We start from the raw sequence: 24407 nt of genomic DNA, 5'->3' as shown, positions 1-24407 counted from the left end.
AGCTTGTAATTCATCAACGACATTTCCTGCGAGATCTTTTACAGCTTTTTCTATTTCTTTTTCTATTTTTTGAATTTCCCCTATAAAATCTATCATGTTATCTCACCGCTAATCCTTCCAATTTTGTGCCCAACTGATTATCTTTATCTCGCAGTGAATTGGCAGCATCTGCAATATCATATCCAAAACGGCTTAATTCTTTTTGTTTTTTCCGTAAAAGATGAATTAATTCTTCTGCAAGTTTTACATCATGAAAATAATCTTTTCCGTTTTGAGACGTTTTTGCAATTTTTCTGATGGCTTCATCTACTTCATGTTCTTCTAATAGATGATATTTTCCCCCTGAACCTGTTTCATGTTTTAACTGACTTTTTAATTTTGCAACTTCCTCTTCTTCTTGTCGTTGAAATTTTTCTATACTTTCAACAATACGAAGTAATGTATCACTTATTCTTTGTATTTCTGGTTCTGGTGCAAAAACATTCGCTAGAAACCTAGAGAGTCTGTTTTCTTTAAATTGCTAGTTTATGAAGCTACTCCAAACAGTTGATGGATGAATTCTTTTTGATTTTGAGCAGACGTCATCCTTTGGTGAATCTGTTTCTTTTTAATCATATGCATGGCTTCTATGCCACAGAGTATATAAGTAGCTGTACGAAGTGATTTCAACCCCAACATCGGGCGAACTCGCTTCTTAATAAAACGATGATCTTGTTCTACGATGTTATTAAGATATTTCACTTGCCTTAGTTGGATGCCTGTAGGCATCTTTTTTTCTTTCTTTAACTCTTGGATGGCTATAGGATAGGCTGGGTTCTTGTCTACTGTGATAACACGGGGCTTTGAAACATGAAAAGACCGCAAAGCTTTCTTGAAAAAGCGCTTTGCAGCCTTATGGTCTCTTGTTTTGCTTAAATAAAAATCAATCGTGTTCCCTTCCGAATCAACGGCACGATACACATACATCCATTGCCCTTTCACTTTCACATATGTCTCATCGACTCGCCAAGAATCATTAGTTGGCTTAAGATAATGACGTACTCGCTCATCTAATTCAGGTCCATACTGATGAACCCAGCGCATGATCGTTGTATGAGCAATGGAGAGTCCACGTTCTTCCATCATCTCGACTAGATCACGAAAACTGAGATTGTACCGCAGGTACCATCTCACGGCTAATAAAATAAGATCAGGTTGATAATGTTTCCATTTGAACAAATTTTCCTTTTCCATACTGATCACACACCTTTTTAAGAGTAATAGTATCAGTATATCCAAGTTTTAGAGGTTGCTTACAACTGGATTAAAGTTTTTGCACCAGAACCCGGTTGAGCAAATTGAAAAAATGTTACCAAAAGATGTACAACCAGTTTGGTATTGGGTAGACACATATAATGAAAATAACCCAGATACTTATGTAGGTTTAAAAGACCCTAAAACTGGTGCTGTTTTGAATGCTGAGATGTCTACGTCTGTATATGGATTTCAAGGAAGTTATACAAAAAAAGAAGAATATTTAAAAGAAGATTTAAAGAGAAATTCAAAAGACTTTATGGATGCAATGAAAAAATTAAATGAGAATAATCAATTTAATAATGATGATGTTAAAAATTATTATAAAAATATTAAAGATATTTCTCCGAAAGATTTACCTATATATGGTGTAGTAATTACAGGAACAACAGAATCTTTGCAACAGTTACAAGACGCTCCTTATATGAAGGCAGCAGTTAGAGGAGTAATTGTTGATAAGCAGTAATAATTAGTCATTCAAAAAAGATAACAATATCAAAGAATTGAATGTATACTTTTATCCGTGGTTTTAGAAAAAATGAGTAAATCACAATATGGTCAATAAAATCAAAGAAACGAATGTAAACAAATAATAAAAAGTTTACATTCATAAGTTCATTACATACTAATTATTTAATATATAAATTATTTGTATTAAGAATAGTGTAATATAGTTAGAAGGAGATGATTTTATGTTAAAAATAGAACAAAACAAAGTAGGTTTAATTTCAGGAATTAGCTTATTAATATTGGTTTTAACTAATTCTTCTATAAAAAGTGATTTTTGGGTTATTTGTATAGATGTAATTTTAGTTTTGGTTAACTTAGTTTTATTTATTATTTCTAGAAACATAACAAAAACTAAGTTACTTAGAAAAATGAATAAGTTAGATGAAGTAAAATGATTTTTTGTTATTTTTTAAGGATGGAAGACGATTAATGTGAGATCGTCTTCCATTTTTATTTTCTGATAATATCGTTTTAATTGAATGTAAACAAATAATGGTTTTTTTCAAAAGGCTGTTTTTTTGTAACAAACTTTGCGCTTAACGTACAGTGTATCAGTTAAAATGTGTCCAAATTGTAACTAAACGTACAATTTTCTTTTTTTGATATGGTGAGGCCTACTTGCTAAATTCAGCAAGTAAAATATTTTTAAAAGGATCAGGATTATCAGCTTTTCCTAAGCTGTTCAAATTGACGGCTAACGTATGCTTACCTCCAAGTGTACCTCCAGCAAAAGTACTAAACCCTGGAATGCCACCTGAGTGTCCCCATATCGAGACACCGTTTGGAAGCTTAGTTTCATAGATTCCAAGACCATATCCGCTGATTTCAGCACTTCCTGTAGGAACTGTAGTAAGCATTTGTTTTAGTTGCTGTTCCTTCAGTAATTTGCCACTGAGTAAGGAAGAGAAGAATTTGTTTAAGTCATCTGCAGTAGAAATCATATCTCCAGCCGAGCTACCTATACTTGGGTTATAATAAGTAACGTCTTTTAGCTCAATTGCTCCGTCTGGTTGGAAATATCCACGGGCATGGTTGGTGCCTGGAATAACGCTTGAATTGCCAGGTAGAAATGTATTCGACAATTCAAGTGGTTCAATAATCCGATTTTCAATCTCTTCCGCATAACTGTTTCCGGTTACTTTTTCAATAAGGATACCCAGTAATACGTATCCTGTGTTTGAATAAGACCAGCCCTTTCCTGGGGCAAAGTCTGGGGGCAGCGAAAGTCCAATCTTCACTAGTTCTTCTGCAGTAAATGATTTTTTTGTATTCTTAAAAAAATCAGCTTCTTTTGACCTTGAGTATTCGGCGATACCACTTGTATGGTTCAATATCTGCCGGATAGTAATCTGTTTAGCATCATATCCGTTTCCTTGAATGACACCAGGCAACCATTTTTCGATGGAGTCGTCTAGATTCAGGCGGTTCTCTGCAGCTAATTGAAGTACAACCGTTGCGGTGAACGTCTTCGTCACGCTGGCAATACGAAAGTGAAAATCTGTTTTCATTGGTTTCTTGGTGATCAGATTCGCTACCCCAGCGGCATAACCCCACGTTTTTCCACCCTCAGAAGTTTTAGCAAGTATCCCCGGGAATCCAAGATCCAATGTATCCCGCATTGCTTGCTTGACGGAATTACGATCTCGTTGAGTGCTTGTTTGTGACGAACTAGATACATTTTCAGTGGGATCTGCTTTTACAATTGAGGTTGGCGTTGTGTATAACAGGGAGCTTCCAGCTATTAATAAGGCAAGACTTGCAAATGTAATTTGACTACGTGTTTTCATAAGGCATTCCTCTCCTCTATTCATATTGTATGGGCGGTTGCTTGTTGTTTCGTACTAACTACACAGCTATCATCCCCACCAATGACAAAAGGGCAACATGGAATTCGTAATTATCTTCATAATGATTATTTTTATCCTAACAAACGGTGAATCCCCCTTTCACTCTTCTTTATATTTTTATCTTACACAAGAAAAATTTCTTTTTTCTTATCCATTCCTTACAAATTTCTTACGTTCAAAATAGCTTCTATAATTAGGATAGCAGAAGCATCTGTGAAAATGCTTTTCCAATAAATATATTAATCAAAAAGAAACACGGAAGTTTTTCACTTCTATGTTTCTTTTTTCGTCCTTTAATTATTAAAGATTCGATTTACTCCGAACGAGAGTTCAGCCGCATGTTCATCAACTTAAGAAATTAATTGTTCCTCAAAAAGAAAAAAATGAACTAAATTCCCATAGACACTTATATGCCTATGAAAAAATGAAATTTTGGTTTTGGGGGCAATTCAAAATGTTAACTTGATAGCGATGTAAGGTGACCCCAAATTAAACGATTTTAGAGTCTCTATCTCGGTTCCAGGGTCATTAGATTTGTAAAAAATGAACTCAAACTCCTCGCCGATAATACGAAAATCCCCGTTTAGTGTTTCTCTAATTCCCTTGATCTTTTCTAAAATGCGGTCAATAGAATTACTCACTCTGCGCTCACACCCTCCAATGAAATTAAGGACTGCCACCTGAATAACAGTCCGTTTTTACGTTTATTTTCTGTAATTTCCCCACCACTTAGTGACTTCATGATGATACAGGATGTACTGTTCCTTACTCCCACCAATGTTGCATTCCGCGGATTCCGATATCCCACAGCTTAGCGTTTCCGGAAACGCTAATGGTCAGCTCGTTTACCTTGTTAAAAGGCAACTCCCGTAAAGCCTCTGCTCCTTGAGAAGATTGTTCGTTTAATCGATATACTTCTTGTCCATCTACGATTATTTTGGCTTCACCCTTAAAGTCTACATTGTCGGGAATGCCAAAATAGAAATAAAGCCAGACATTTTCTTTGTTCCCAAGAATATAGTTGTATGTTTTAGTTGATTCACCTTCACTGCTGTACACGTTCATTTTCGGCTCTATTCGCTCACCTGCTACGGTGAAATTTGGAAGGTTCTCGATTATAGGTGTAGTTCCTGTCATTTCTTTCATAACATTTAATGTTTGAATAGGGCCTTCTCTTTTTTTGATGATTTCAGAGACCACCATGACTCCAATTATAAGGACAACAATAGATAGAGTCGAAGCCATGAGCTTTTTATAAGAAATTTTTGAAGAAAATCCAACTCTATAGGTAACATAGCCAATCATTGCACCTAATGTATTGGAAATAACATCATTTACATCAAAGCTACCAAGATATGTTAAAGCCTGAATGGTTTCCAGAACGAGAATCGCTAAGACAAACAAGGATATGAACTTCCCGAATCTGACACGATACAATAGGGGAAATAGTATTCCAAAAGGGATAAAAGCAGCAATGTTTCCAAAATCAACAATCCATGAATAATTTAGGTCTGGAAATTTAAGTGGTACTCTTTCTGGAATAAGAATAAAAGTGTACCGTTCTACACTGGTTACACTATCGAGCCTGTTAAACGCAAAGAACATAAAAAATAAAACTAAAATTGTATAGCATATGGTGCCAGCTAAAATGATTTTCCGTGATTTCGTTTCCATAATTTCAATCTCCTTAAAGCTATCTGTTTCTGAATGATTTTACTTTGAATTAATACGTAAGTGGGTTCTGTTGCAAAGTTAGAAAAAATTTAGAGAGGTGTTTTTTATCGTCTCATTCTCAGGGTTCACTCCAATACAGAAAGAATAGCGTTTTTTTTTCATTTTAGGGGGCATTTCTTTTTATTAGCTTGATAGCGATGTGGCGGTACCCCTATTCTCAATAGAGTACACTCTATTGAGAAGGTTAAATATGCAATTTTGCATTTTATTAATTTTATAGCATGTAAACATATTGATTCGTATATAATTTTAGGGTTATAAGGGTAGCATGCGATTCCGATCAAGTTAAGATATTAAAGTAGCTCCTAAACGAAAATTTTATTATTTTACAGTTATTTATGAGCATTCAACTCTTTTTTTCGTCTTGGGAAACAACCCATTTCTTAAGTTGATGGGTATGTGTAGTGAGTCCTATCTTAGTCTAAGTACATCATAACATTCTAACTATTATGGAGCGTGTATTATAATGAAAAAGATTTTATTATTGTTTATAACATTAGGAATACTTATAGGATGTGAAAAATCTGATTCGTGTGATGAATCAAGAGCCATCTACTCTGGAAATTGTAATTTTTCCAATACATTCACAAGCGACAAGGCTGAATTACAATTAGATTCCAGATAATTGCTTTTATACTTAATTTTAAACTAATTGTTCATCAGATTATTATACATTTCATGTAGATTATTCTTGGGGTTCTGTTGCAAAGTTTCACAAGAGATAGACATAGATCAGCGTATATGACTAAATATGGTTCTGGTGCAAAAATGTTAGTTAGAATCATAGAATAGCAATTTCCTCTACATTTCTATCTTATGAAGCTAAGCCAAACAATTTATGAATAAATTCTTTCTGGTTTTGGACGGATTCGTCCGGTAAAACAACTTGTCCTTTTTTCATCATATGCATGGCTTCAACACCACTCAATATAGAGATTGCTGTTTTAAATGATTTTAATCCTAACATAGAACGAACTCGGATTAATCACCGCATCTTCTGGCGCCATGTCTAAAAAATATTTAAAGGACATGTCATATTTTGAGCGTTCAACAACATCTACATCTGATAAGTCAAAAATGGACTTTAGCAATAAATATTTGAACATACGAACAGGCGGCAATGCATTGCGGCCATTATCAAGACAATATTTATTCTGTAATTCCTCTAAAACAAAAGAAAACTCAACTAATTCATTAAATTGACGAAGCATATTATCTTTCGGCACGACGATATCGTAAATTGCCATGAAAGGACTAAGGTTAAGAGATTGTTGGTTTGAAATCATCCGAGACACCACCTAGAATTAGTACAACTATTATGCATAAAAATGGTGAAGGCTTCCTCGATTTCATCGAGGAAGCCTTCACTTGTTTAAACTATATGGACTTTTTCAGTGGCCTCTTTGATTCTGCCCTCTTTTTTAGCTCATTAATAAAAAATTATTTTTCGTTTCTTTGTGTGAATAACAAGCTGTGATTTAATCCACTTTTAATATAATTGGTTAATTGCTTCCCAATAAGAGTATACAGCTGCTTTAGCTTGCTCTTCTGAAGTAAACTGTTCAATGTTTGGTAAAAAACTCCTTCCTTTATATTGAAATAATTTTTCTGTTCTAAATGCTTCTTTTTCATATTCTGCAATTTCTCTATGCAATAGATATTGGTTGTTTCCGACATGCTCAATTAAATAGTTGGACGGCTTAATGATTTTATCTTTAAAAATTTCTGGATTCGCTTGCATTAATTTCATAAGCTTTTCCTTTCATCTATTTCTCCTTTTGGTAAACTACTTCTCCTTGTAAAATTGTCATTAAAACTTGAGCATCTGGAATCTTATCCTTACTCATTTCAGTTATATTTTCATCAAGTACTACCATATCAGCAGATTTACCTACTTCAATAGAACCAGCTATATTATCAAGTCCTAATGATTTGGCAGGCTTAATTGTATAAGCATCAATAGCTGCGTATACATCAGGTAAACCTTTTTCACCAATGCTTAGTGAATTCGAAATAGTGACAAGTGGATTCAGTTCATTTACGTCCCAATCACTACTAAGCGATACATTTGCTCCTGTTTTCCAAATTCGTCCTAGCGGCATAATTCGTTTCATCTGTTGATCTGAAAAATACATACTTGCCCAGCTTTGCTTAGGATCTTCCGCAAAATCATGCCCTACTTGAAAATCCGCACTAATACCTAAATCAGCAAAACGGTTAATATCACTATCTTCTACCATTTCCACGTGCGTGAGCGTATAAGGTTGTTTTGCTCCTTCTTTTTTCGCTGCTTCAATTGCGTTTAAACTCTCTCTTGCTCCACCGTCTCCAATTGTATGAATCAATGCACCATAACCAATTTTATCGAGTTCGGTCAACCACCATTTCATTTTCTGCTCTGGAATATAGTTCAAACCATATGGAGTTCCTTTAAACCACTCAAATTTATATTTTTCTAGTGTTTTAGCTGTGCTGTTAATACTAATTCCATCACTATACATTTTCACTTGATTAATAAGCATTCGAGACGATGAATCGTCTCGCCTAATTTTTTTGAAATACTCAATTTGTTCTGCTTCATTTAAATTTGGATACACCCACGGACGAAGTACTACTCGTGATGTTAACTTTTTCTCATCATTAACTTTATTCCAGACATCTAACCAACCTCGTTTCCAATATAGACGTCCATCACCAACTGTAGTAATACCATTCTTCGCAACCTCATCTAAGCCATCCAATAAACCTTCGTAATTTTTTTCAAACAGATTTGGTTGTGAACTCCATGCTTTCTCCATCACAATATCACCAGCTGAGTCATAAAGAATACCAAAAGGCTCTCCTGTTTCCGGGTCCCGAATAATTCTTCCCCCCTGTGGATCTTTCGTCTCTTTATTCATTCCAGCCAACTCCATTGCTTTGGAGTTAACCCATACAGAATGAGAGGTTCTTTCCATAATTACTACAGGATTATTGGGGAACAGCTCATCAAGGAGCTGCAATGGAGTCTGCTCTTCCGATTCTTCGCTCATGTCTTTTAACAAACTTTCCAAACTAAATCCCGATCCGCTTATCCACTCCCCTTCTTTTAAATCTTTTTGACAATCCTTTAAATACGAACGTTGGTCTTGTAATGAAGCATCTGGTGACACACTACAATTTCCTGCCGCGGGTGATTTTGCTTCAAATATATGATTATGATTGTCCACAAAACCGGGAAGGACGGAACGCCCTTGTAGATTTATGACTTTCGTATCTTTATTTATAAATTCTTCTACATCCTTGTCGGAACCAACAAATATAATTTTACCATCTTTAATTGCTACTGCTTCTGCCATATCTTGTTTTTCATTAGAAGTATAGATTTTCCCATTTTTAAATACTACATTGTCTGGCAAATGGTTAGGCAGAACAGTGCTATTTTGCTTGGCTTCTCCCACTTCAGGAGCGCATGCTGAAATCAATACCATATTAAAAATCAGACAAATGACCATTAGTGCTTTCTTTGGAATTCCCTTCATTTTTCTACTCCTTTTATTAAGATAAATTGCTTTTGAAAATAGAATAAACGTTAACATAGTGTCAAGGTCAAATCATTATTGTTGTTACTTTTTAATAACTGAAAAATAAATTTGCGTCACATAATCCTCTACTGGGCAATCGCATTCAGGACCCTTTAAATAGACTTCACATGGTGGAGCAACTATCAGATATCCATTATTTTTAATCCATTCTTCTAGTGCCATATAACCGTAACCTATATCGTCATAACTCCCATGATGCAAGGTAGTAACAATTTGATGCTGAGCTAGCTTTTTTATCTCCCAATCCCATGATAAAATTCCAGTGTTCTCATAAATAATTGGAATTCTTAATTCAATATCACTGTGATTCGGAATATACTCTTCATCATAGAAGATGGCGGATGGAGAACCTATTATTTGAAAATTATTCACTTGTACTTTTTCATATAAGAAATCAAAATGTTCATCTATATCATTAATATCGATTTGTAATCTTTGCGTTATGACAGTTATTTCACTTCTCACTCCAATTAATATATCGTAGTGTCTACGTTGGATTGAAATGAGATCTATGTTCCTATTTATCATTTCACTCATTTCGGAAATAACCTGTAAATGTTCTCTCACTTCATGTGATAACTCCATAATTTGCGATTGCATATGTTTGATAAGTGAATTCTGGTCTGATGACTGAAGAATTATTTTGATTTTCGAGAGAGGAAATCTGTACTCTCTTAGTTTTTTGATTTGTAATGCCACTTCCAATTGACCCTGTTCATAATATCTATATCCATTTATGGGATTAACATATGCTGGTTTCAGTATTTCCTCTTTGTCGTAATGTCTCAACATCCGAGTACTCATTTTACAGATTCGAGAAAATTCAGTAATTTTATACATTTAAATACTCCTTGAGTAACTTTATTCACTACGTCTTTTATAATCCCATATAATAACCTTTTACTCTCATAATAGGTATGAACGTGAAAGGTATTATATTTTTTACAGGGAGTTTGCAAACAGACATCATTTCCAATTAAAAAAATCCGAAATGGAGAATTCATCCTCCCGACTTTTCATTCTTTTAAATTTTTGAGGTAACAAATGAATGGGACAATACCACGTTAAGCAATTAATTGCGCCTCCCATTGTCGATATATCTCCTACATGAACTGGAATCGCATGTTTATCAGTATGTTTTTGGATGTATTGTAAGACTTCCTGATCTTTAGATAATCCAAACCTAGGAACATAGAGAGCATCTCTTGTTTCTAACATATTTATATATAAACCTTTGGCTGATGCTATCTCTTGATCATATTGTCCTTCTTCTGTATATGAAGAAGGAACAACTACAAACTCCGCTTCAGGCATTTGCTCTCGAATAATCTCTTGAATGCTATGCCTAAATTCGTAATCTCCTAGAAAGTCACTGATAAACATTGTATGTTCATCAATAAACTTAATCATACCGTCTGCATGTGCAAGCACATCTCCTGGTTCAGAAGGAATGATAATAACTCGACTGACATCTAAATCCCATTCCAGTTGCTCTATAATTTCTTTTTCTGTCCAATCATAATTATCGTCAAGTATACGATCCGTTAATATAATTGTATCTTTTTTATTCCAAATGAGATTACCGCCATCTAATATCAATGGGGAAGTAATATATTCAAAGTCATTTTTCTTCAGCCATTTATTGAATTGTTGATTTAAATATCGACTTTGACTTTCAGTTAAGTAATCTGGTTGGTATTTAAATTTAACGAGGTGATTTGTTACAACTGGTGCAACGTCTCTTAACCAAATGTCGTCATACTCAAAAAAGTTTGTATCAAAGTCTTGTTCTTCCACAGTTAAAGATATAAGTTGATCGGTAAATGCTTTATTTTCATTTAGGTTCTCATTAAAATAAATAAGATCTTCATAAAATGGTCGATAATATTGATTCGATTTATTTGGTATTGCAGTAAAAATAATTCCATTGTGTATTTGATTCATATTGTTTACCTCACTATTTTAAGGGTTATTGAGTAACTGATTGAAACAAGTCATTATCAAGATAAAGTGAAACTTTAATCAGTAGGGGGCTTCATCCCTCAATGGGTATTAGCTCTCACCAATCTGACTTTTACGAGCAGCCCGACCCCCACCTAATTTCTTTGCTTTTGCTGAATTTTGAGATGGGGTTCTTACTGCCCGCAAATAGCTGGATACATACAACTATTCCTCAATTCAATTCTCTTATGATTCTATATTTTAGAAACGTGCACATTTCATGAGTGGATTATAGCACGGAGAAATATTATATATTTATATAAAAAATATAAAGCCGTGGTTAAGCGGAAAATTCGCTCTTGACAAGATTTAAAAACCAAGCCATCATCCATATAAATTCAACTTTTAAAATGAATTACATAATAAAAAAGTTACACTCTCATAATAGTATTTTGAAATGTAATTGGTTATTTGTTATTAGTAAATTGCGTAATAGTGACCTTTAGATAAATCTCAAGTAGTTAATATTAAGTTATATCAAAAAGGAAGAATTATTTTCCCTCAAAACACCTTAGAGAAAAATGATAAATACCAAAATTAAATTTACAAAAATATATAACATAATGAAGAAGTATGAAAAACGAAATTGAGGAAATTTCGTGGTATTAACGTAAAACAGTTCACTATCATATAACTCTGGAGATAAAAATATCATATGTATTTTTTTAGCACTGCTAATTACATGGTAATTATCTATCATTAAACTGAAGCTATGATATAAAGAAAAGTCCATGTGTGTTTTATTAAATGTATTTCTACTTTTGAATTCATTTATGAAGAGAATATAAAAAGAGTTCTAAATGAATAGAACTCTTTTTGTTAATGATATGAATAAATAATTTAAAAAGTCTCATGAAATATGCAATTAGATGATTTTTTTATGAGAATTTAAAGCTGACGACTCTAATAGATTATTTTGATTGTATAAGTGTAATAAATGAGTTTCCACTCCTATACAAATCCCTTCTAGTGGAAGGTCATTTGGATCATGGCCGAATGGATCTTCGATTTCAACTCCTATCGCTTCAATCCCTATAAATGCAAAACTAATAAACGTAGTTGCAAGCACTGTAAACCATCCGAGACTATCAACAAGACCAATTGGTAAAGTCCCACAAAATATAATCAGTAAACTTTTTATATGGGCGAAATATGCAAAAGGAATAGGGGTTGCTTTGATACGGTCACATCCACCAATAGCAGTAAGCAGATTATTCAAATCAGCTTCCATATTAATTATTATATTGGGGTGAAGGTGACCAGATCTTAATCCTTTTGATAGGATAGTTTTTAACATAAACACAATAGTAATCGGTAAATAGTTTGACTCAATCAATAGCTTTTTTTCCTTATCAGAACATAATTTAAACAAATCTTTTACTTCAGATAAATCTTTTTCATCTCTCAAATGTTGTTTAGCCAATTTTGAAAAAGCAATTAATAGATGTAAAAACTTCAGCTTCTCCTGATCCGTATTTTCCCCTTTAGAATCCCAATGACTTAAAAAACTCACCGCCAAATAACTTTCTTCCTTCCCAATACCTATCATAGGCAGTATTGGTCCGAAATACTAATAGTAAACCTAAAGCTCCACCAACAATAACCCATGGAGTTTGATTTATATTTATTTCTACATAATAGTGATTAATTATAACCATACCTGTTGAGACACATATATATAATAAAATTCGAGGGGAAATACCCCTTATAATCGTTCCTTTTAATGTAAATACTCGATGTAAGCTATCTTGATTGTTGTAATGAACCATATTTACATAAACCTCTTTCTTTATTAACTTATTTATATTTTTACGGTAATCAAATTCAACATAAAACCAGCTGGATATTATTAAAAAATACAATACCTAACTTTATTTTACTTAGAGGGGTGAAAAAATCCTTTTGTATGAAAAACATACCTGAGCTTTACCATCATCTAATTACAAATTCTTAATTTTACTTGATTGTTTTACAGTCTGTATGTTCTCTGTATTAAAAATTAACAGATTATAAAATTAAATAATAGAATAGTGAATCCAATATCGATTTATCCTTTGTTCATAAACATATGATTTTCTGAACAAGTATCTCTTAACGTACAGTAGCTGTCTGTACGCTAAGCATAAAGCAAGTTAAATAAGTCCATTCATAATGTCTAAAGGGACTTTGCTCACACAAATGATCTGCACATCAATTCATCTTTGATATACAGATCATTTGTATGATAATTTTTATAAATAATTGCTAAATAATGAACTTACATAAATGCTTTTAAAAGCTCTTGTACGAATGGAAGTAATCCACCTACAAATTTTAAAATTGACATTGTGATTTCCATAATATTTCCTCCTCTTTCTTGGTGTTAAAATGTGGGCATTTATGATGATACTCTACTAGAAAAAACTTTTATTTCCATATATTACATATTGTAATTATAATTTTTAAAGTTATACTTTTTCTATATCTTTAAAAATTTGTATTATCAATTATACACTATACGGAAATAATAACTGCTCAGCAATACCTTTAATTTAGGAGTTTCATAGGCGAAAATTCGGTCTATTTTTTTGCTACAACACAAACATGTGCGATAACACTACATCTTGTGATAAAACAGGCAAACATATTTTGGTGAATTTTTCCAAATACCTTATATCTTCATGAGGTGACTGAATAGTTACCAGAAATATTTATATAAGTTACGTATTAGGGTTGAGTTTTTAGGAGGTTTAAATGAGAAAAATATTGCCAGGAGCCATTTCATCTCATACCCAGTATGGGTATTTAAAGGTGCCGAAAAATGTCAAAAGCGAGTGTCCTAAATGCGGTAAATCAAGTGAATTTACGTTAAAAACGAATTTTTACCAAGTTACAAAAAGAGGATTATTCGCAGAAGGGCTTTGTTTTGAATGTAAAAAGCCATCAGAATTCGTGATTATGTTTAATGATTATATGAATCGAATAAATGAAGAAGTAGAAGTTTATATTTATATTCCTTCGGATTTAAAAGATCCTTCGGATCAGCTCGAACGCAATAAACATGTCCCTATAGACCTTGTCAGGGCGTATCGCTCTACTTTAAATGTCAGTCAGTCAAAAGATAATTCTGCTGCTGCAGTAATGTCAAAACGAGTTCTTGAAAGTGTCCTCAAACATTTTCTTGGAGAGAAAAGTAATGGGCAGCCTCTTTCCCAGCAATTTGAGCAATTGCCAAAATATATCGATTTAACTAAACCGATTCAAGATGTTGGCCACCTCGTTCATCCAGACAGCCCTCTTTATGAGATGCTTGAATTGAAACAGGAAATTGATGATGAAACAGTAGCTTTATTAACAGAATTATTAGAAGTCCTTATCCAGTATTTATTTGTGTTGCCTGAAAAAATCGAATCAGTACATGATAAGATTGAACAGAAATTTAAAAAGGTGTAGCACGCACATTTTAATATTTTTATACGCTAAGAGATTTTCAAAAACCAACAGCATGATTTCAATTGGGATTTTAATTTAAAGATAAGTTTTGAGAAACCGTTTAAGCTATTTTTAGCTTATTTTACGTTTTTTACGTTGAAGTGCATTTGTCTCAAATACTTACTGACGCTTTTGAGATTAGGGGATTTTCTTAGATTAGTAAAATCAACGCTTTTTCATGCCGAATTTTGCTTAGCGTATATTTTCGTTAAAATGTGGGCGGTACGTCCTACTCATCAACTTAAGAATTTTTCTATCCTCAAGTATAAAAATGTTATTCTTTCTAAACCAACTAAATTATATTTCATAAAAATGTTTTAGACTGCAAAAGATATTTGTAACCTGAAAAGGGATTTTCCATTCACATAATCATCTCTATTGGAAGTGAGTGATATTAACTATTGAGTTCTTAAGAAAAATTGGCTTCTTTAGCTAACTAAAGACATCAGATTTTAAAGTATTCAGCATCAATAAGTATGTATCCTATGAAGGTTAAGAGAAGAACTAGAGTAAAAAAGATTGTTTTTTGCTTTTTACTTCTTTTTTAAACCATCCCCATCTTTTGTTATCCATATCTAAACAATAGTAATCAACAAGAAGAAATAACAGAATGAGTAAGAAATAGAAAAAGATATTCAGTATAATCATCTCCTTTATTATTATCATAGACGCATTAACTTCCTTTTAATTCCATTTCATCAAAAATGATGCTATGTCACATTATGAATATTCTATTCATGGGGTACGGAAACGATTCACAGAATAACCCGCCATATCCGAAAATCCCTCTAATTTTGGCTGGTTCTTTTTATTATACTTTGTCTTGTAGTTCTATTTCTTCTGTCTATTTTAGTCAGAGTATATTTCAAAATTACATCAGCATTAAAATACAGGAACATTCTAAAAATCCCCCCATAAATTTAAAAATATATTGTTATATTCTTAAACTTATAATATAATAAACTTACAAAGTTCTTAATATTCAGAAATTTGAGAAGGAGGAATTATTATGGCAATCGCAATTGCAATTTTATCATTTTTAGGTGGAGTAATTCCGTTAGTAACAACTCTTTTAAAAGCGTTCATGTAATCCTTACTTCTTTACAATGAATTATCATCTTACAAATGATCTGTTTATCAAGGCTAAATTGATGTACAGATCATTTGTGTGAGTCTAAATAGCAAAAATGCTTATTTCCCTCTGAACTGTACCCTATAAAATGGACAGTTTAATAAAAAGACCTTTAAAAATTAAGCACTTAAAAAATAGCCACACTCTGTTTATGAAAAGATCGTGGCTATTTTGAGTAGCCCCAAAAAGAAGGAATCGTTGCCGTGCCCCTTATACATTCCTCTTTGTTCACTAATTTACAAAATTCATTTATTAAACTTTTAGAAACTATATGTTATACTTGATAGGTAGATAGTCAGTAGTCGGCAATCTAATTAAACTGTGGGCCCTAGCTTTGCACCTAGCTAGGGCTTTTTGCTATTCATCAAGTACTATGTGATATACATTCACTATAATTATTTTTATCTATTCCTCATGGTTTCTAACATCTTGTCATTGTAATGTACTATTTCTTTTCTATGTTTCACGTTTTCCCTTGTTTTCCATCATTTCAAATCATAAATCCATTATTTAGTTACTTTATGAAGCAATACTACCATTTGAATTTAGATACAAAATATCAAAATTCAAATAATTAAAATTGATATATTATTGTTCCTACAATACTAGATCTATCAATATATCCCAGACCATTTCGACTATCTTTACTATGGTAACGGTTATCCCCCATTACAAATAATTTATTTGAAGGTACTTCTCTTTCTTCAAAGTTAGCAAGATATTTGGATTTATTACTTAAATCTTTATAAATATAGTTTTCTTTTTTTTCCTTTCCATTAATATACAGAATATCATTTTCTATTTTAACTTTGTCCTTTGGCAATCCAATTATCCTTTTCACATAATACTTAGGATCATTGGGGTTTTTTATAATAACAATTTCTCCATGACGTAATGGAAAAATTGCTGCACCTGCTCTATTAACTAGTATATACTCTTCATTTTGTAAAGTAGGATACATAGATTTCCCTTCTATTTTACATAATAAAAAGTTTAAACTTATTATCATAAGCATCACTGTAATCAATAAAAACAATGTTATATTACGCCAATATTTTGGGTTCTTTTGCTTCATGTTTTTCCATTCCTTATTGATTATTTTCATGAAAAACGCCTCTACAAAATTTTAATGTAGGGGCGTTTCGTTTATATATATTTACTAGAAGCATTCCACTTATTTGTTTATGGAGAAACGTTACTTCCTTGATTCTTTTTTAAAGCGAAATATGCATCTAAGATATCTTTACCAATCATTGAATTAATTCCACCTTTATCATCATTTACCCATGGTACAACAACGGAAAATGCAACCTCTGGATTATCATATGGGGCATATCCTGCTAAAGTTAAATTGTAACAATGAATACGATTCCCTTCTGAATCTCTACCAACAGGGTCCTCGCCTCCATAAACTGTTTGCGCTGTTCCTGTTTTACCAGCTGGTTTATAAGGAGCTTTTTGAAAATACCTCACACCAGTTCCATCACCCTCTTGGAACACTTGCCTAAAGCCCTCTTGTACTCGGTCGATATATTCCTTTTTCATATCTACGCGGTTCAGCACAATGGGTTGCATAGTTTGTACAACCTTACCAATATCTTCTTCTTGCGTTGTTTGCTCCCGAATTTCTTGTACAATCTGCGGCTTCATTCGATACCCCCCATTTGCAATGGTAGAAACATACTGTGCAAGTTGCAAAGGCGTATATGTATCAAACTGACCAATAGCTAAATCTAGTAAAAAACCTGGTTGATAATTTTGTTTTTTTTGTTGTCCCAACGTTTCATTTGGTAAATCAATTCCAGTCGAAACTCCTAATCCAAATTGCCCAAAATAATATCTCATCCTATCAAATGTAGCCGCTTTAATATCTAAAGAACTGTTCGGTACATAATTTATACCTGCAATTTTTAAAGCTGTATTAAACATATACACGTTAGATGAAACTTGTAATGCCCTTATATCATCAATAGTTCCAAAGTCTTTCCAAGATTTCTTAGCTTTTGCTGTTCCCTTAAATTTCATTGGTGCATCATAAAAATATGTTCCTGGTGTTATGGCACCTGTCTCATATCCTGTTAAAAGTGTTGCTCCCTTTACAGTAGATCCAAGCTCGTAGGAGCTTGTCATTGTGCCTAAAGCATAATCTTCCACTTCTATATTTCCATCTTTTTTGACTAATTTTTTCCCTGCCATAGATAAAAGTTGCCCCGTTTTTGGATTCATCATAACAACAAATGCTCGGTCTAATAAACGTTCCGAACCTTTAAAAGCCTTTAAATGCTTTTCAATAATCTCTTCTACCTGTTTCTGTAATTTCATGTCTATTGTTAACGTTACATTGTTTCCGCTTTTCCCTTTAGAAACGGTTTCCGTTCGAATAATGTTTCCTTCTTTATCAGTAATATTTTTAATTTCTGCTTTTGTTCCATGTAATACATCTTCATATCGTTGTTCAATATAACTTTTTCCTACGCGATCATTACGGCTATAACCACGTACCATATAAGAGTCTAAGTGTTCTTTAGGCAGTCCTTCTTCAGAATTTGTTATATTACCCAATACCGAACGAAATAAATCACCATTTACATAATTACGTTCCCATTCAACTGTTGTATCTACCCCTGGGTATTTAGCTAAATTTTCACTTATAATGGTGTATTCTTTCTCAGGCACATTTTTCTTTATAATTTGAGGTGTCATTGAGTAGCCCGAACTCATTTTACTTTTAATAGCTAATACTTTTAAATCTTTTGGTGTTAATTCGCCTAGTTCTTTATCTGTGATACGTTCTCGTCTTAATTCCTCTATTTTTTTATCAAGCTCTTTCCCTTCAATATTTTTGGCTCGGAATTTTGCCTCATCTTGTTTTGTAATCTTTTTTTGAGCCTTTTCCTTATTTAACTTTACCCAAAAATCCTTTTTATCTGTTTCGGTTAACTTATTTATGTCTTCTTCTGGCATTTCAAGTACGTTTGCCAGATCTCTAGCTGTTTTTAGAATGCCTTCTGAATCTACACCCTTCATCCTTGTATATGTAATAGTACGAATAGCATTGTTGTTAACAACTTTTTCTCCTTCCCGATCAAAAATTTGCCCACGTGGAACGGGAATGCTGATTGTGGAATTCCCTTGTTTCTCCGCTATATTCTTATAACTCTCTCCATCAATGATTTGTACTTTTCCTAGCTGAATAATAACAGCTGAAAATAGTAAAAATACACAGAAAAACAATATATTCAACCTTAAGGGAATCGTACTTTTTTTAGTATTTTTTTTCTGTTTTTGTTTCATTTCATTCTCCTCTTAAGTACAATATATTAAAATAATACAGTTCTAAATGTAATTAAAAATAATAAGTTTATTACAGCTGATAGATTTCTAATAAAAAATCATTAACTAATTTAGTATATTGCATTTTACGATTAACGATAATACAACTTCAAATACCCAAGTAAACTTATTAATATGTTATTAAACAGGAGTATTCGTACTTTTCAGAAATAATAAACATCATTGTAAATCAAATAAAAACGACATTATATTAAACGTTTCCAATCCGTCTGTTACTAGCATAACTACTAATGTGAGAGCGATAGATCCATTTTCAAATGAAAAGTAAAATAACAATACCTAGATAAACTCATTTCTTAATTATACAAATGAAAATTTTCCTGTCAAACAAAATTAAAGAACACTTTCTCTATTTAGAGTCTTTAGAGATATCTTTAACGACAATAATTTAATATATTTATATATAAGTTTTATGAAATTTATTCCACAATAAATTTATTCAAAATCTAAATTGTAAGCACCCTGTCCTACGGATTATACACATTTCATGTTCAATCTTCTCAACAAGCGTGTTCCACAATTTTGTTATTGTTTGAAAAATGTTTTTTGAATCCTCACAAATTTTATCGAATTGTTAATAATCGTTTTATGAATGAACTGTATAAAATACCTTTTTAAAGTTGTGTAGTGTATAAGTTTTATTCAAAAATATAAATTACGTTTAAACGACATTTAAAATAAATAAATCATCAAAAATTGATTCCGATATACTTATTCACCACCTTTATCAATTTAACTTTTTGACAAATTATTTTTTTGTTGATACATCATTATTACTTATATTAATATGTTTTTATTGTTATATTTTAAAAATACATATTTAATAAAAACAATACGAATATTCTTGAGTAATAGGAGGTTTTATTATCAAAGGTAAACATCGTAAGATTGTCCTCACAATATTAGGTTTTTATTCAATTTTAATACTTTACTTTATGTTTCTTGGTTTTGATAGGTTGGGATTAAAATATATTAATTATGAATACCAATACCAGTTAATTCCGACTAGTATTCCTTTAGGATTACCAAATATGACAGGTGAAGAAGACTTTAACCTATGGGTTTTTAATTTTGGGAATTTAACTGCATTCATACCTTTTGGAGTACTAATTCCTTTGTTATACCGCTGTAGCTTCATTCGATTCATTACCTCATTTTGTATTTCAATCCTTATACTAGAAGTTTTACAAATGCTAACTTTTCTTGGAGGTTTTGACATTGATGATGTAATTGTGAATGCAATGGGTGCTATAATAGGATTTGCTGCATATAAAATAGGATTTCGTTCAAATACTTTTTTAAAAAAACTTATTATTACTTGTGTAACAGCATCAATCCTTACTTTAGGATTGATTGTTGTTGTAGGTGAATTTAACAAATCATTAGAAAAGCAGCAACACTCTCTCAAAAACGGAACTATTATAGGACTAAATCAACTGACAGAAACTAATGGATATGCACCGAAAGATAAAAATTTCCATAGTTTTGAAATTGCTCATAAAAAAATTGAATCTAAATTAAATATGTATAGTAGTAATGGAACAGATTTTCAGCAATTTAAATACTTGTTAAAGGGTAAATATGTAAAAATTTCGGGCTATCTTGGTATCCCAGATGGTGCTAGTAAACGTTCTGGAAAGATAATTATTTCTGTGGATGGAAAAGATGTACAAACAGTTCAATTCTCTGAAAAAAACATATCTACATCAAAAAGTTCCTTTGAAATAGAGTTGGATAAAGCAAATGAACTTTGTATCAAGTTCATTGATACCGATGTATTACTATGGGATGTTACACTTACAGAATGGAAAAAATAAAGAATAATCCGCCAATTTAGATACTGGCGGATTATTCTTTATTTGTATATACTTAATATAAAATACAAGTCTTCCAATTTAGGGTATATACCGAACACCTATATCTTAATATGCAATATTGCATATCATATTATTATTTATTTCTGTTAAAATCTTAGAAGTGGATTGTTCATCTAGCAGTTCACAACAGCGTATATTTATTAGTATAATGCTAACCCTAATTACAGACAAAGGGAGAAGAATGTTTATCACTCTTCTCCCTTTGTTTATGTAATTTTTTACGAAGCATTTATGAACTACTCGCCACCTACCCTTCGCTTAGAGGTGGCATCTTCTCAGTCCCGCGACGAAAATAATCATTCATCTTTCTTAGCATTACTTCCCTTATTCCCTATATTAGATATCGGGAGAATGAAATTTCTTTCGATACCTTGATTATTTTACAAAATGGTGATATTTTTTTAAGAACACTTAGAGATGATTTACTATATCACTAAATGTTACTAATTTTTTAATTAGAAATCTAAAATGCTGTATCAGTTTATTTAATTGTGAAGAATATCACTTGTATATTATAACTATATTGAGAAATTATCCTATTATGTATATAATGTTTTAGGAATTTATGTCCGTTTCAGGGCTAGGGGATACACCCTGCAGTGTAAAAAAGTCGAAATATGTACATGATGGCCATTAACATACTAAACAACAAATGTTAGAGCATTTTTTTAAATGGAATATAATAGGCTACTAGAGGAAGGTATTATGAATCAAAATAATGTATATCCATTTAACCAACAGGTTCGTCATCAACAACTAATACAAAGTAGAAATTTAAAAGCAGCTAGAAGGAAAAAAGCATTAAGTATATGTGTATTAATAACTTTTATTTTGTTATTATTTTTAAATCGCTTTGGAAAAATTTCAACAATATATGTAACTGGAAATGAAATAATTTCAAAAGCAGAAATTATAAGTCTATCCAATTTAAGCGACAAAGATAATTATTGGAATTTACATGAAGAAGATATAAAAAAAAGAATACAGAAAAATAATCTGATTAAAGAAGTCGAAATTTCAAAGAACTTTCCAAGTCGAGTCACTATTAATGTTAAAGAAAATAGCACTGTTGCATATATGATTAAAGATAATAAGTATTATCTTCTACTTGAAAATGGTACAATGTTGGATAAATTTACAAATGATAAAATCTCCAAAAGTGTACCTGTAATAAAACAATTTACTAGAAATGATGAAAAACAACTTAGAAAACTTATTTCGGAGTTAAATAAATTACCGAGCGAAATACAAAGTATAATATCTGAGATTAATTTTTTGCCGACTAAGAATGATAAATTCCATATATATCTATATACGAAAAACGGGTTTACAGTGAGCGCTTCAATCACTGATTTGTCTAAAAAAATGGAACTATATCCAGTCATAACTAAAAACTTAGATTCTAAACAATACCCTGTAATTCACTTAGAAGATTCTATATTTGCAAATAACAAATTATAAGCCTTGAAATTACATTTGCTATTATAGGAAAAATAAAAAAGAACTTGTAGTAATGAAGTGACCCCAATTGTTAAAATGTGTCTAACTTTTTGGGGTCACTTCAGAACTATCGGCTTTTTGTTATGTTGGGATTTTCAAAAACTAGTTTCTTGTCCTGGTCACATACGGATAAATCGGATCTCTTAATTCGAAGTCATACGTTTCTCCATTCACAATTCCTACCACCTTCCCACTGTCATATAAATCGAGCAAGAAACCGGCCATTTGTTCAGCTGTATGGAACTTAGGAACAACACCATTATATTCAAAATTATCAACATCATAGGATCGTTTCGCAAATTCGGTCTCTGTTGCAGCAGGAGCCAAGACTTTCGCTTGCATGGCTGCTCCTTTTCCTTTCAATTCTTGTGCGAGACCTTCTGTAAAGGCACTTACATAGAACTTTGTCGCGCAGTAGGTCACAGCATCAGCAACAATCAAGTATCCTCCTCCTGAAGAAATATTGATGATTTGCGTTCCTTCAACATCTGTATAGTCACGTACATAAAGAGAGGACAGAACGGTTAAGGCTTCAATATTCAAGTGAAGCATCGTCTCAATTTTATTTAAATTTTGTTCCCCAACGGAAGCAAAGTTTCCAAACCCGCGACTTCAGTCGTGGGTCATTGACAGAATCATTCCCTATTCTTTAATTTTAAAAATCTTATTTGGATTCAGAATATTTTTCGGATCAAGAGCTTGTTTCATTTTTTTCATCACAAGAAGTGCTGCTCCATGCTCTTTTTCTTGATATTTTTGTTTACCAATCCCTACCCCATGTTCACCTGTACATGTTCCACCGCGCTCAAGAGCATACATCACAATTTTTTCATTTGCCGCTTCTGTTTTATGCACTTCCTCTGTATCATTTGGATTCACCATTAATAGAACGTGAAAATTCCCATCTCCGACATGTCCAAGTATTCCCCCAACAATTCCCATAGCATCTAAAGTCTCTTTTGCATACTGTATTGCACTTGCTAACTCTGAAATTGGTACACAAACATCCATACTCATCAGTTTTTTCCCTGGGCAACTATGAACATAAGCGTATGCTAAATTATGTCTTGCTTCCCATAATTTATTTCTTGCTGCTGTTTCTGTTTCAAATGAAACAGCCTTACACTTGTGATCTTTAACAATTTCTTTTGTGAAATCAATATCTTGTTTTAATCCCGCTTCATTTCCATGAAACTCTAAAAATAACGTTGGCTCTTCCCTATAGTTTGTTTCACTATATTTGTTAACTTGTTTCATTGAAAGTTCATCAACAAGCTCAATTCTCGCAATCGGAATGCCAGCTTGTAAAATATCAATTACAGCTTCTACCGCATCATTCACTGTCGGAAAAGATGCTCTTGCTGCCATCGTATGCTCAGGTATTCCATATACTCTTAGCGTTAATTCCGTAAAACAACCAAGTGTTCCTTCTGATCCAACGAAAATACCATTTAAATGATAACCAGATGACGACTTTGCAGCTAAATTCCCTGTATGTATAATCGTTCCATCTGCAAGCACAACTTCTAAATCACGAACTTGATCACGCATAACGCCATACTTTACTGAGGTCGTTCCGCTTGCATTTGTAGCAGCCATTCCACCTAATGTTGCATCCGCCCCTGGATCCACACTAAAAAACAATCCATACTTTTTTAATTCTTTATTAAGCTGTGAACGAGTTACTCCAGGTTGCACTTTAACTAGAAAATCTTTTTCTCTTACCTCCAGCACTTGATTCATCAGTGAAAAATCAATTGTAATGCCATTTTCATATGGAATTACATGACCTTCCAAGCTTGAGCCCACTCCAAATGGTACAACTGGTGTTTGGTACTTGTTCGCTAGTTTCATTATCTCACTAACCTCTTTTGTCGTTGTTGGAAATACAACAACATCAGGCAGACTGCTAGGATGATAAGATTCATCTTTACTGTGCAGTTCTCTCACCGTTTCATTTACTACTACTTGTGTTTCAGGAAGTACCTCTTTTAAAGCAATTATCAGATTTGCAGTTACAGCTTTCATTTCATTCTCTCCCACCATTCTGTTACAGATTTCATATACAATTTAAGATCTTTTTATAACGATTCATCTGATGAAC

The 24407-nt window shown here is 32.5% G+C and carries 15 protein-coding genes and 5 pseudogenes; 5 read left to right on the top strand and 15 right to left on the bottom strand.

Annotated elements, in window-relative coordinates:
- Window positions 1–97: 97 nt before the first annotated feature.
- Together C564_RS37775 and C564_RS0126405 are read right to left on the bottom strand one after the other, a co-directional pair.
- Window positions 98–463, bottom strand: a pseudogene (locus C564_RS37775) (hypothetical protein); the annotation flags it as partial.
- Window positions 464–525: 62 nt separating this feature from the next.
- Entirely contained in the window at window positions 526–1233 is a 708-nt protein-coding gene (locus C564_RS0126405; RefSeq protein WP_018767425.1) for an IS6 family transposase, read from the bottom strand.
- A 79-nt stretch (window positions 1234–1312) separates the two neighbouring features.
- Here C564_RS0126405 and C564_RS0126400 point away from each other — a divergent pair, with 79 nt between their 5' ends.
- Together C564_RS0126400 and C564_RS0126395 are read left to right on the top strand one after the other, a co-directional pair.
- The gene (locus C564_RS0126400) at window positions 1313–1759 is read left to right on the top strand and encodes an anti sigma factor C-terminal domain-containing protein (RefSeq protein ID WP_371391955.1); all 447 of its coding nucleotides are present in this window, start codon (window positions 1313–1315) and stop codon (window positions 1757–1759) included.
- 226 nt (window positions 1760–1985) lie between these two features.
- Window positions 1986–2198: a hypothetical protein gene (locus tag C564_RS0126395; protein WP_003204432.1), complete on the top strand. Its 213-nt coding sequence runs from the start codon at window positions 1986–1988 to the stop codon at window positions 2196–2198.
- Between the two features lie 219 nt (window positions 2199–2417).
- On the opposite strand, the gene C564_RS0126390 is transcribed toward C564_RS0126395, so the two are convergent.
- From C564_RS0126390 to C564_RS33795, 9 genes and pseudogenes are all read right to left on the bottom strand, one after another.
- Window positions 2418–3590: a serine hydrolase domain-containing protein gene (locus C564_RS0126390; RefSeq protein ID WP_018767423.1), complete on the bottom strand. Its 1173-nt coding sequence runs from the start codon at window positions 3588–3590 to the stop codon at window positions 2418–2420.
- Between the two features lie 825 nt (window positions 3591–4415).
- Window positions 4416–5324 carry a VanZ family protein gene (locus C564_RS0126380; protein WP_003203261.1) on the bottom strand — a complete coding sequence of 303 codons (909 nt, stop codon included), beginning with the start codon at window positions 5322–5324 and terminating at the stop codon, window positions 4416–4418.
- 874 nt (window positions 5325–6198) lie between these two features.
- A pseudogene (locus C564_RS35480) lies at window positions 6199–6363 on the bottom strand (IS6 family transposase); the annotation flags it as partial.
- Window positions 6356–6670, bottom strand: a pseudogene (locus tag C564_RS0126370) (transposase); the annotation flags it as partial. The pseudogenes C564_RS35480 and C564_RS0126370, both read right to left, overlap by 8 nt.
- A gap of 203 nt (window positions 6671–6873) precedes the next feature.
- The gene (locus C564_RS0126365; protein WP_006095564.1) at window positions 6874–7134 is read right to left on the bottom strand and encodes a hypothetical protein; all 261 of its coding nucleotides are present in this window, start codon (window positions 7132–7134) and stop codon (window positions 6874–6876) included.
- Window positions 7135–7150: 16 nt separating this feature from the next.
- Window positions 7151–8905, bottom strand: a complete 1755-nt coding sequence (locus tag C564_RS0126360) for an amidohydrolase (RefSeq protein ID WP_018767418.1) — start codon at window positions 8903–8905, stop codon at window positions 7151–7153.
- 84 nt (window positions 8906–8989) lie between these two features.
- Window positions 8990–9808, bottom strand: coding sequence for a MerR family transcriptional regulator (locus tag C564_RS0126355; protein ID WP_018767417.1), 819 nt, complete (start codon window positions 9806–9808; stop codon window positions 8990–8992).
- Window positions 9809–9934: 126 nt separating this feature from the next.
- A complete protein-coding gene (locus tag C564_RS0126350; RefSeq protein ID WP_018767416.1) occupies window positions 9935–10912 on the bottom strand; it encodes an agmatine deiminase family protein in 978 nt (325 codons plus the stop codon).
- Window positions 10913–11834: 922 nt separating this feature from the next.
- A pseudogene (locus C564_RS33795) lies at window positions 11835–12738 on the bottom strand (bestrophin family protein).
- Between the two features lie 964 nt (window positions 12739–13702).
- On the opposite strand from C564_RS33795, the gene C564_RS0126335 reads away from it, so the two are divergent.
- Window positions 13703–14401: a hypothetical protein gene (locus C564_RS0126335; protein WP_018767414.1), complete on the top strand. Its 699-nt coding sequence runs from the start codon at window positions 13703–13705 to the stop codon at window positions 14399–14401.
- Between the two features lie 1745 nt (window positions 14402–16146).
- Here the strand turns inward: C564_RS0126335 and lepB are convergent.
- Both lepB and C564_RS0126315 read right to left on the bottom strand, forming a co-directional pair.
- On the bottom strand, window positions 16147–16677 hold the full coding sequence (gene lepB, locus C564_RS0126320; RefSeq protein ID WP_018767410.1) for a signal peptidase I: 531 nt from the start codon (window positions 16675–16677) through the stop codon (window positions 16147–16149).
- 77 nt (window positions 16678–16754) lie between these two features.
- A complete protein-coding gene (locus C564_RS0126315; protein WP_003207932.1) occupies window positions 16755–18866 on the bottom strand; it encodes a peptidoglycan D,D-transpeptidase FtsI family protein in 2112 nt (703 codons plus the stop codon).
- Between the two features lie 977 nt (window positions 18867–19843).
- On the opposite strand from C564_RS0126315, the gene C564_RS0126310 reads away from it, so the two are divergent.
- Together C564_RS0126310 and C564_RS0126305 are read left to right on the top strand one after the other, a co-directional pair.
- A complete protein-coding gene (locus C564_RS0126310) occupies window positions 19844–20743 on the top strand; it encodes a VanZ family protein (protein ID WP_257140285.1) in 900 nt (299 codons plus the stop codon).
- A 765-nt stretch (window positions 20744–21508) separates the two neighbouring features.
- On the top strand, window positions 21509–22264 hold the full coding sequence (locus tag C564_RS0126305) for a cell division protein FtsQ/DivIB (RefSeq protein ID WP_018767408.1): 756 nt from the start codon (window positions 21509–21511) through the stop codon (window positions 22262–22264).
- 141 nt (window positions 22265–22405) lie between these two features.
- Here the strand turns inward: C564_RS0126305 and C564_RS32660 are convergent.
- Window positions 22406–22909, bottom strand: a pseudogene (locus C564_RS32660) (SDR family NAD(P)-dependent oxidoreductase); the annotation flags it as partial.
- A gap of 36 nt (window positions 22910–22945) precedes the next feature.
- On the bottom strand, window positions 22946–24331 hold the full coding sequence (locus tag C564_RS0126295) for an FAD-binding oxidoreductase (RefSeq protein ID WP_018767407.1): 1386 nt from the start codon (window positions 24329–24331) through the stop codon (window positions 22946–22948).
- Between the last annotated feature and the right edge of the window lie 76 nt (window positions 24332–24407).

Origin of the sequence: Bacillus sp. 105MF (genome assembly GCF_000374885.1) — a bacterium.
Classification (GTDB): Bacteria; Bacillota; Bacilli; order Bacillales; family Bacillaceae_G; genus Bacillus_A; species Bacillus_A pseudomycoides.
The sequence above is the reverse complement of the archived record's forward strand: the minus strand, read 5'-3'. Positions and strand labels throughout refer to the sequence as shown.

Bases quoted from the DNA above. Each gene is read 5' to 3' on its own strand.
- lepB (WP_018767410.1), bottom strand. From the start codon at position 16,677: ATGAAAATAATCAATAAGGAATGGAAAAACATGAAGCAAAAGAACCCA.
- C564_RS0126355 (WP_018767417.1), bottom strand. From the start codon at position 9,808: ATGTATAAAATTACTGAATTTTCTCGAATCTGTAAAATGAGTACTCGG.
- C564_RS0126360 (WP_018767418.1), bottom strand. From the start codon at position 8,905: ATGAAGGGAATTCCAAAGAAAGCACTAATGGTCATTTGTCTGATTTTT.
- C564_RS0126390 (WP_018767423.1), bottom strand. From the start codon at position 3,590: ATGAAAACACGTAGTCAAATTACATTTGCAAGTCTTGCCTTATTAATA.
- C564_RS0126365 (WP_006095564.1), bottom strand. From the start codon at position 7,134: ATGAAATTAATGCAAGCGAATCCAGAAATTTTTAAAGATAAAATCATT.
- C564_RS0126350 (WP_018767416.1), bottom strand. From the start codon at position 10,912: ATGAATCAAATACACAATGGAATTATTTTTACTGCAATACCAAATAAA.
- C564_RS0126395 (WP_003204432.1), top strand. From the start codon at position 1,986: ATGTTAAAAATAGAACAAAACAAAGTAGGTTTAATTTCAGGAATTAGC.
- C564_RS0126295 (WP_018767407.1), bottom strand. From the start codon at position 24,331: ATGAAAGCTGTAACTGCAAATCTGATAATTGCTTTAAAAGAGGTACTT.
- C564_RS0126315 (WP_003207932.1), bottom strand. From the start codon at position 18,866: ATGAAACAAAAACAGAAAAAAAATACTAAAAAAAGTACGATTCCCTTA.
- C564_RS0126380 (WP_003203261.1), bottom strand. From the start codon at position 5,324: ATGGAAACGAAATCACGGAAAATCATTTTAGCTGGCACCATATGCTAT.
- C564_RS0126335 (WP_018767414.1), top strand. From the start codon at position 13,703: ATGAGAAAAATATTGCCAGGAGCCATTTCATCTCATACCCAGTATGGG.
- C564_RS0126305 (WP_018767408.1), top strand. From the start codon at position 21,509: ATGAATCAAAATAATGTATATCCATTTAACCAACAGGTTCGTCATCAA.
- C564_RS0126405 (WP_018767425.1), bottom strand. From the start codon at position 1,233: ATGGAAAAGGAAAATTTGTTCAAATGGAAACATTATCAACCTGATCTT.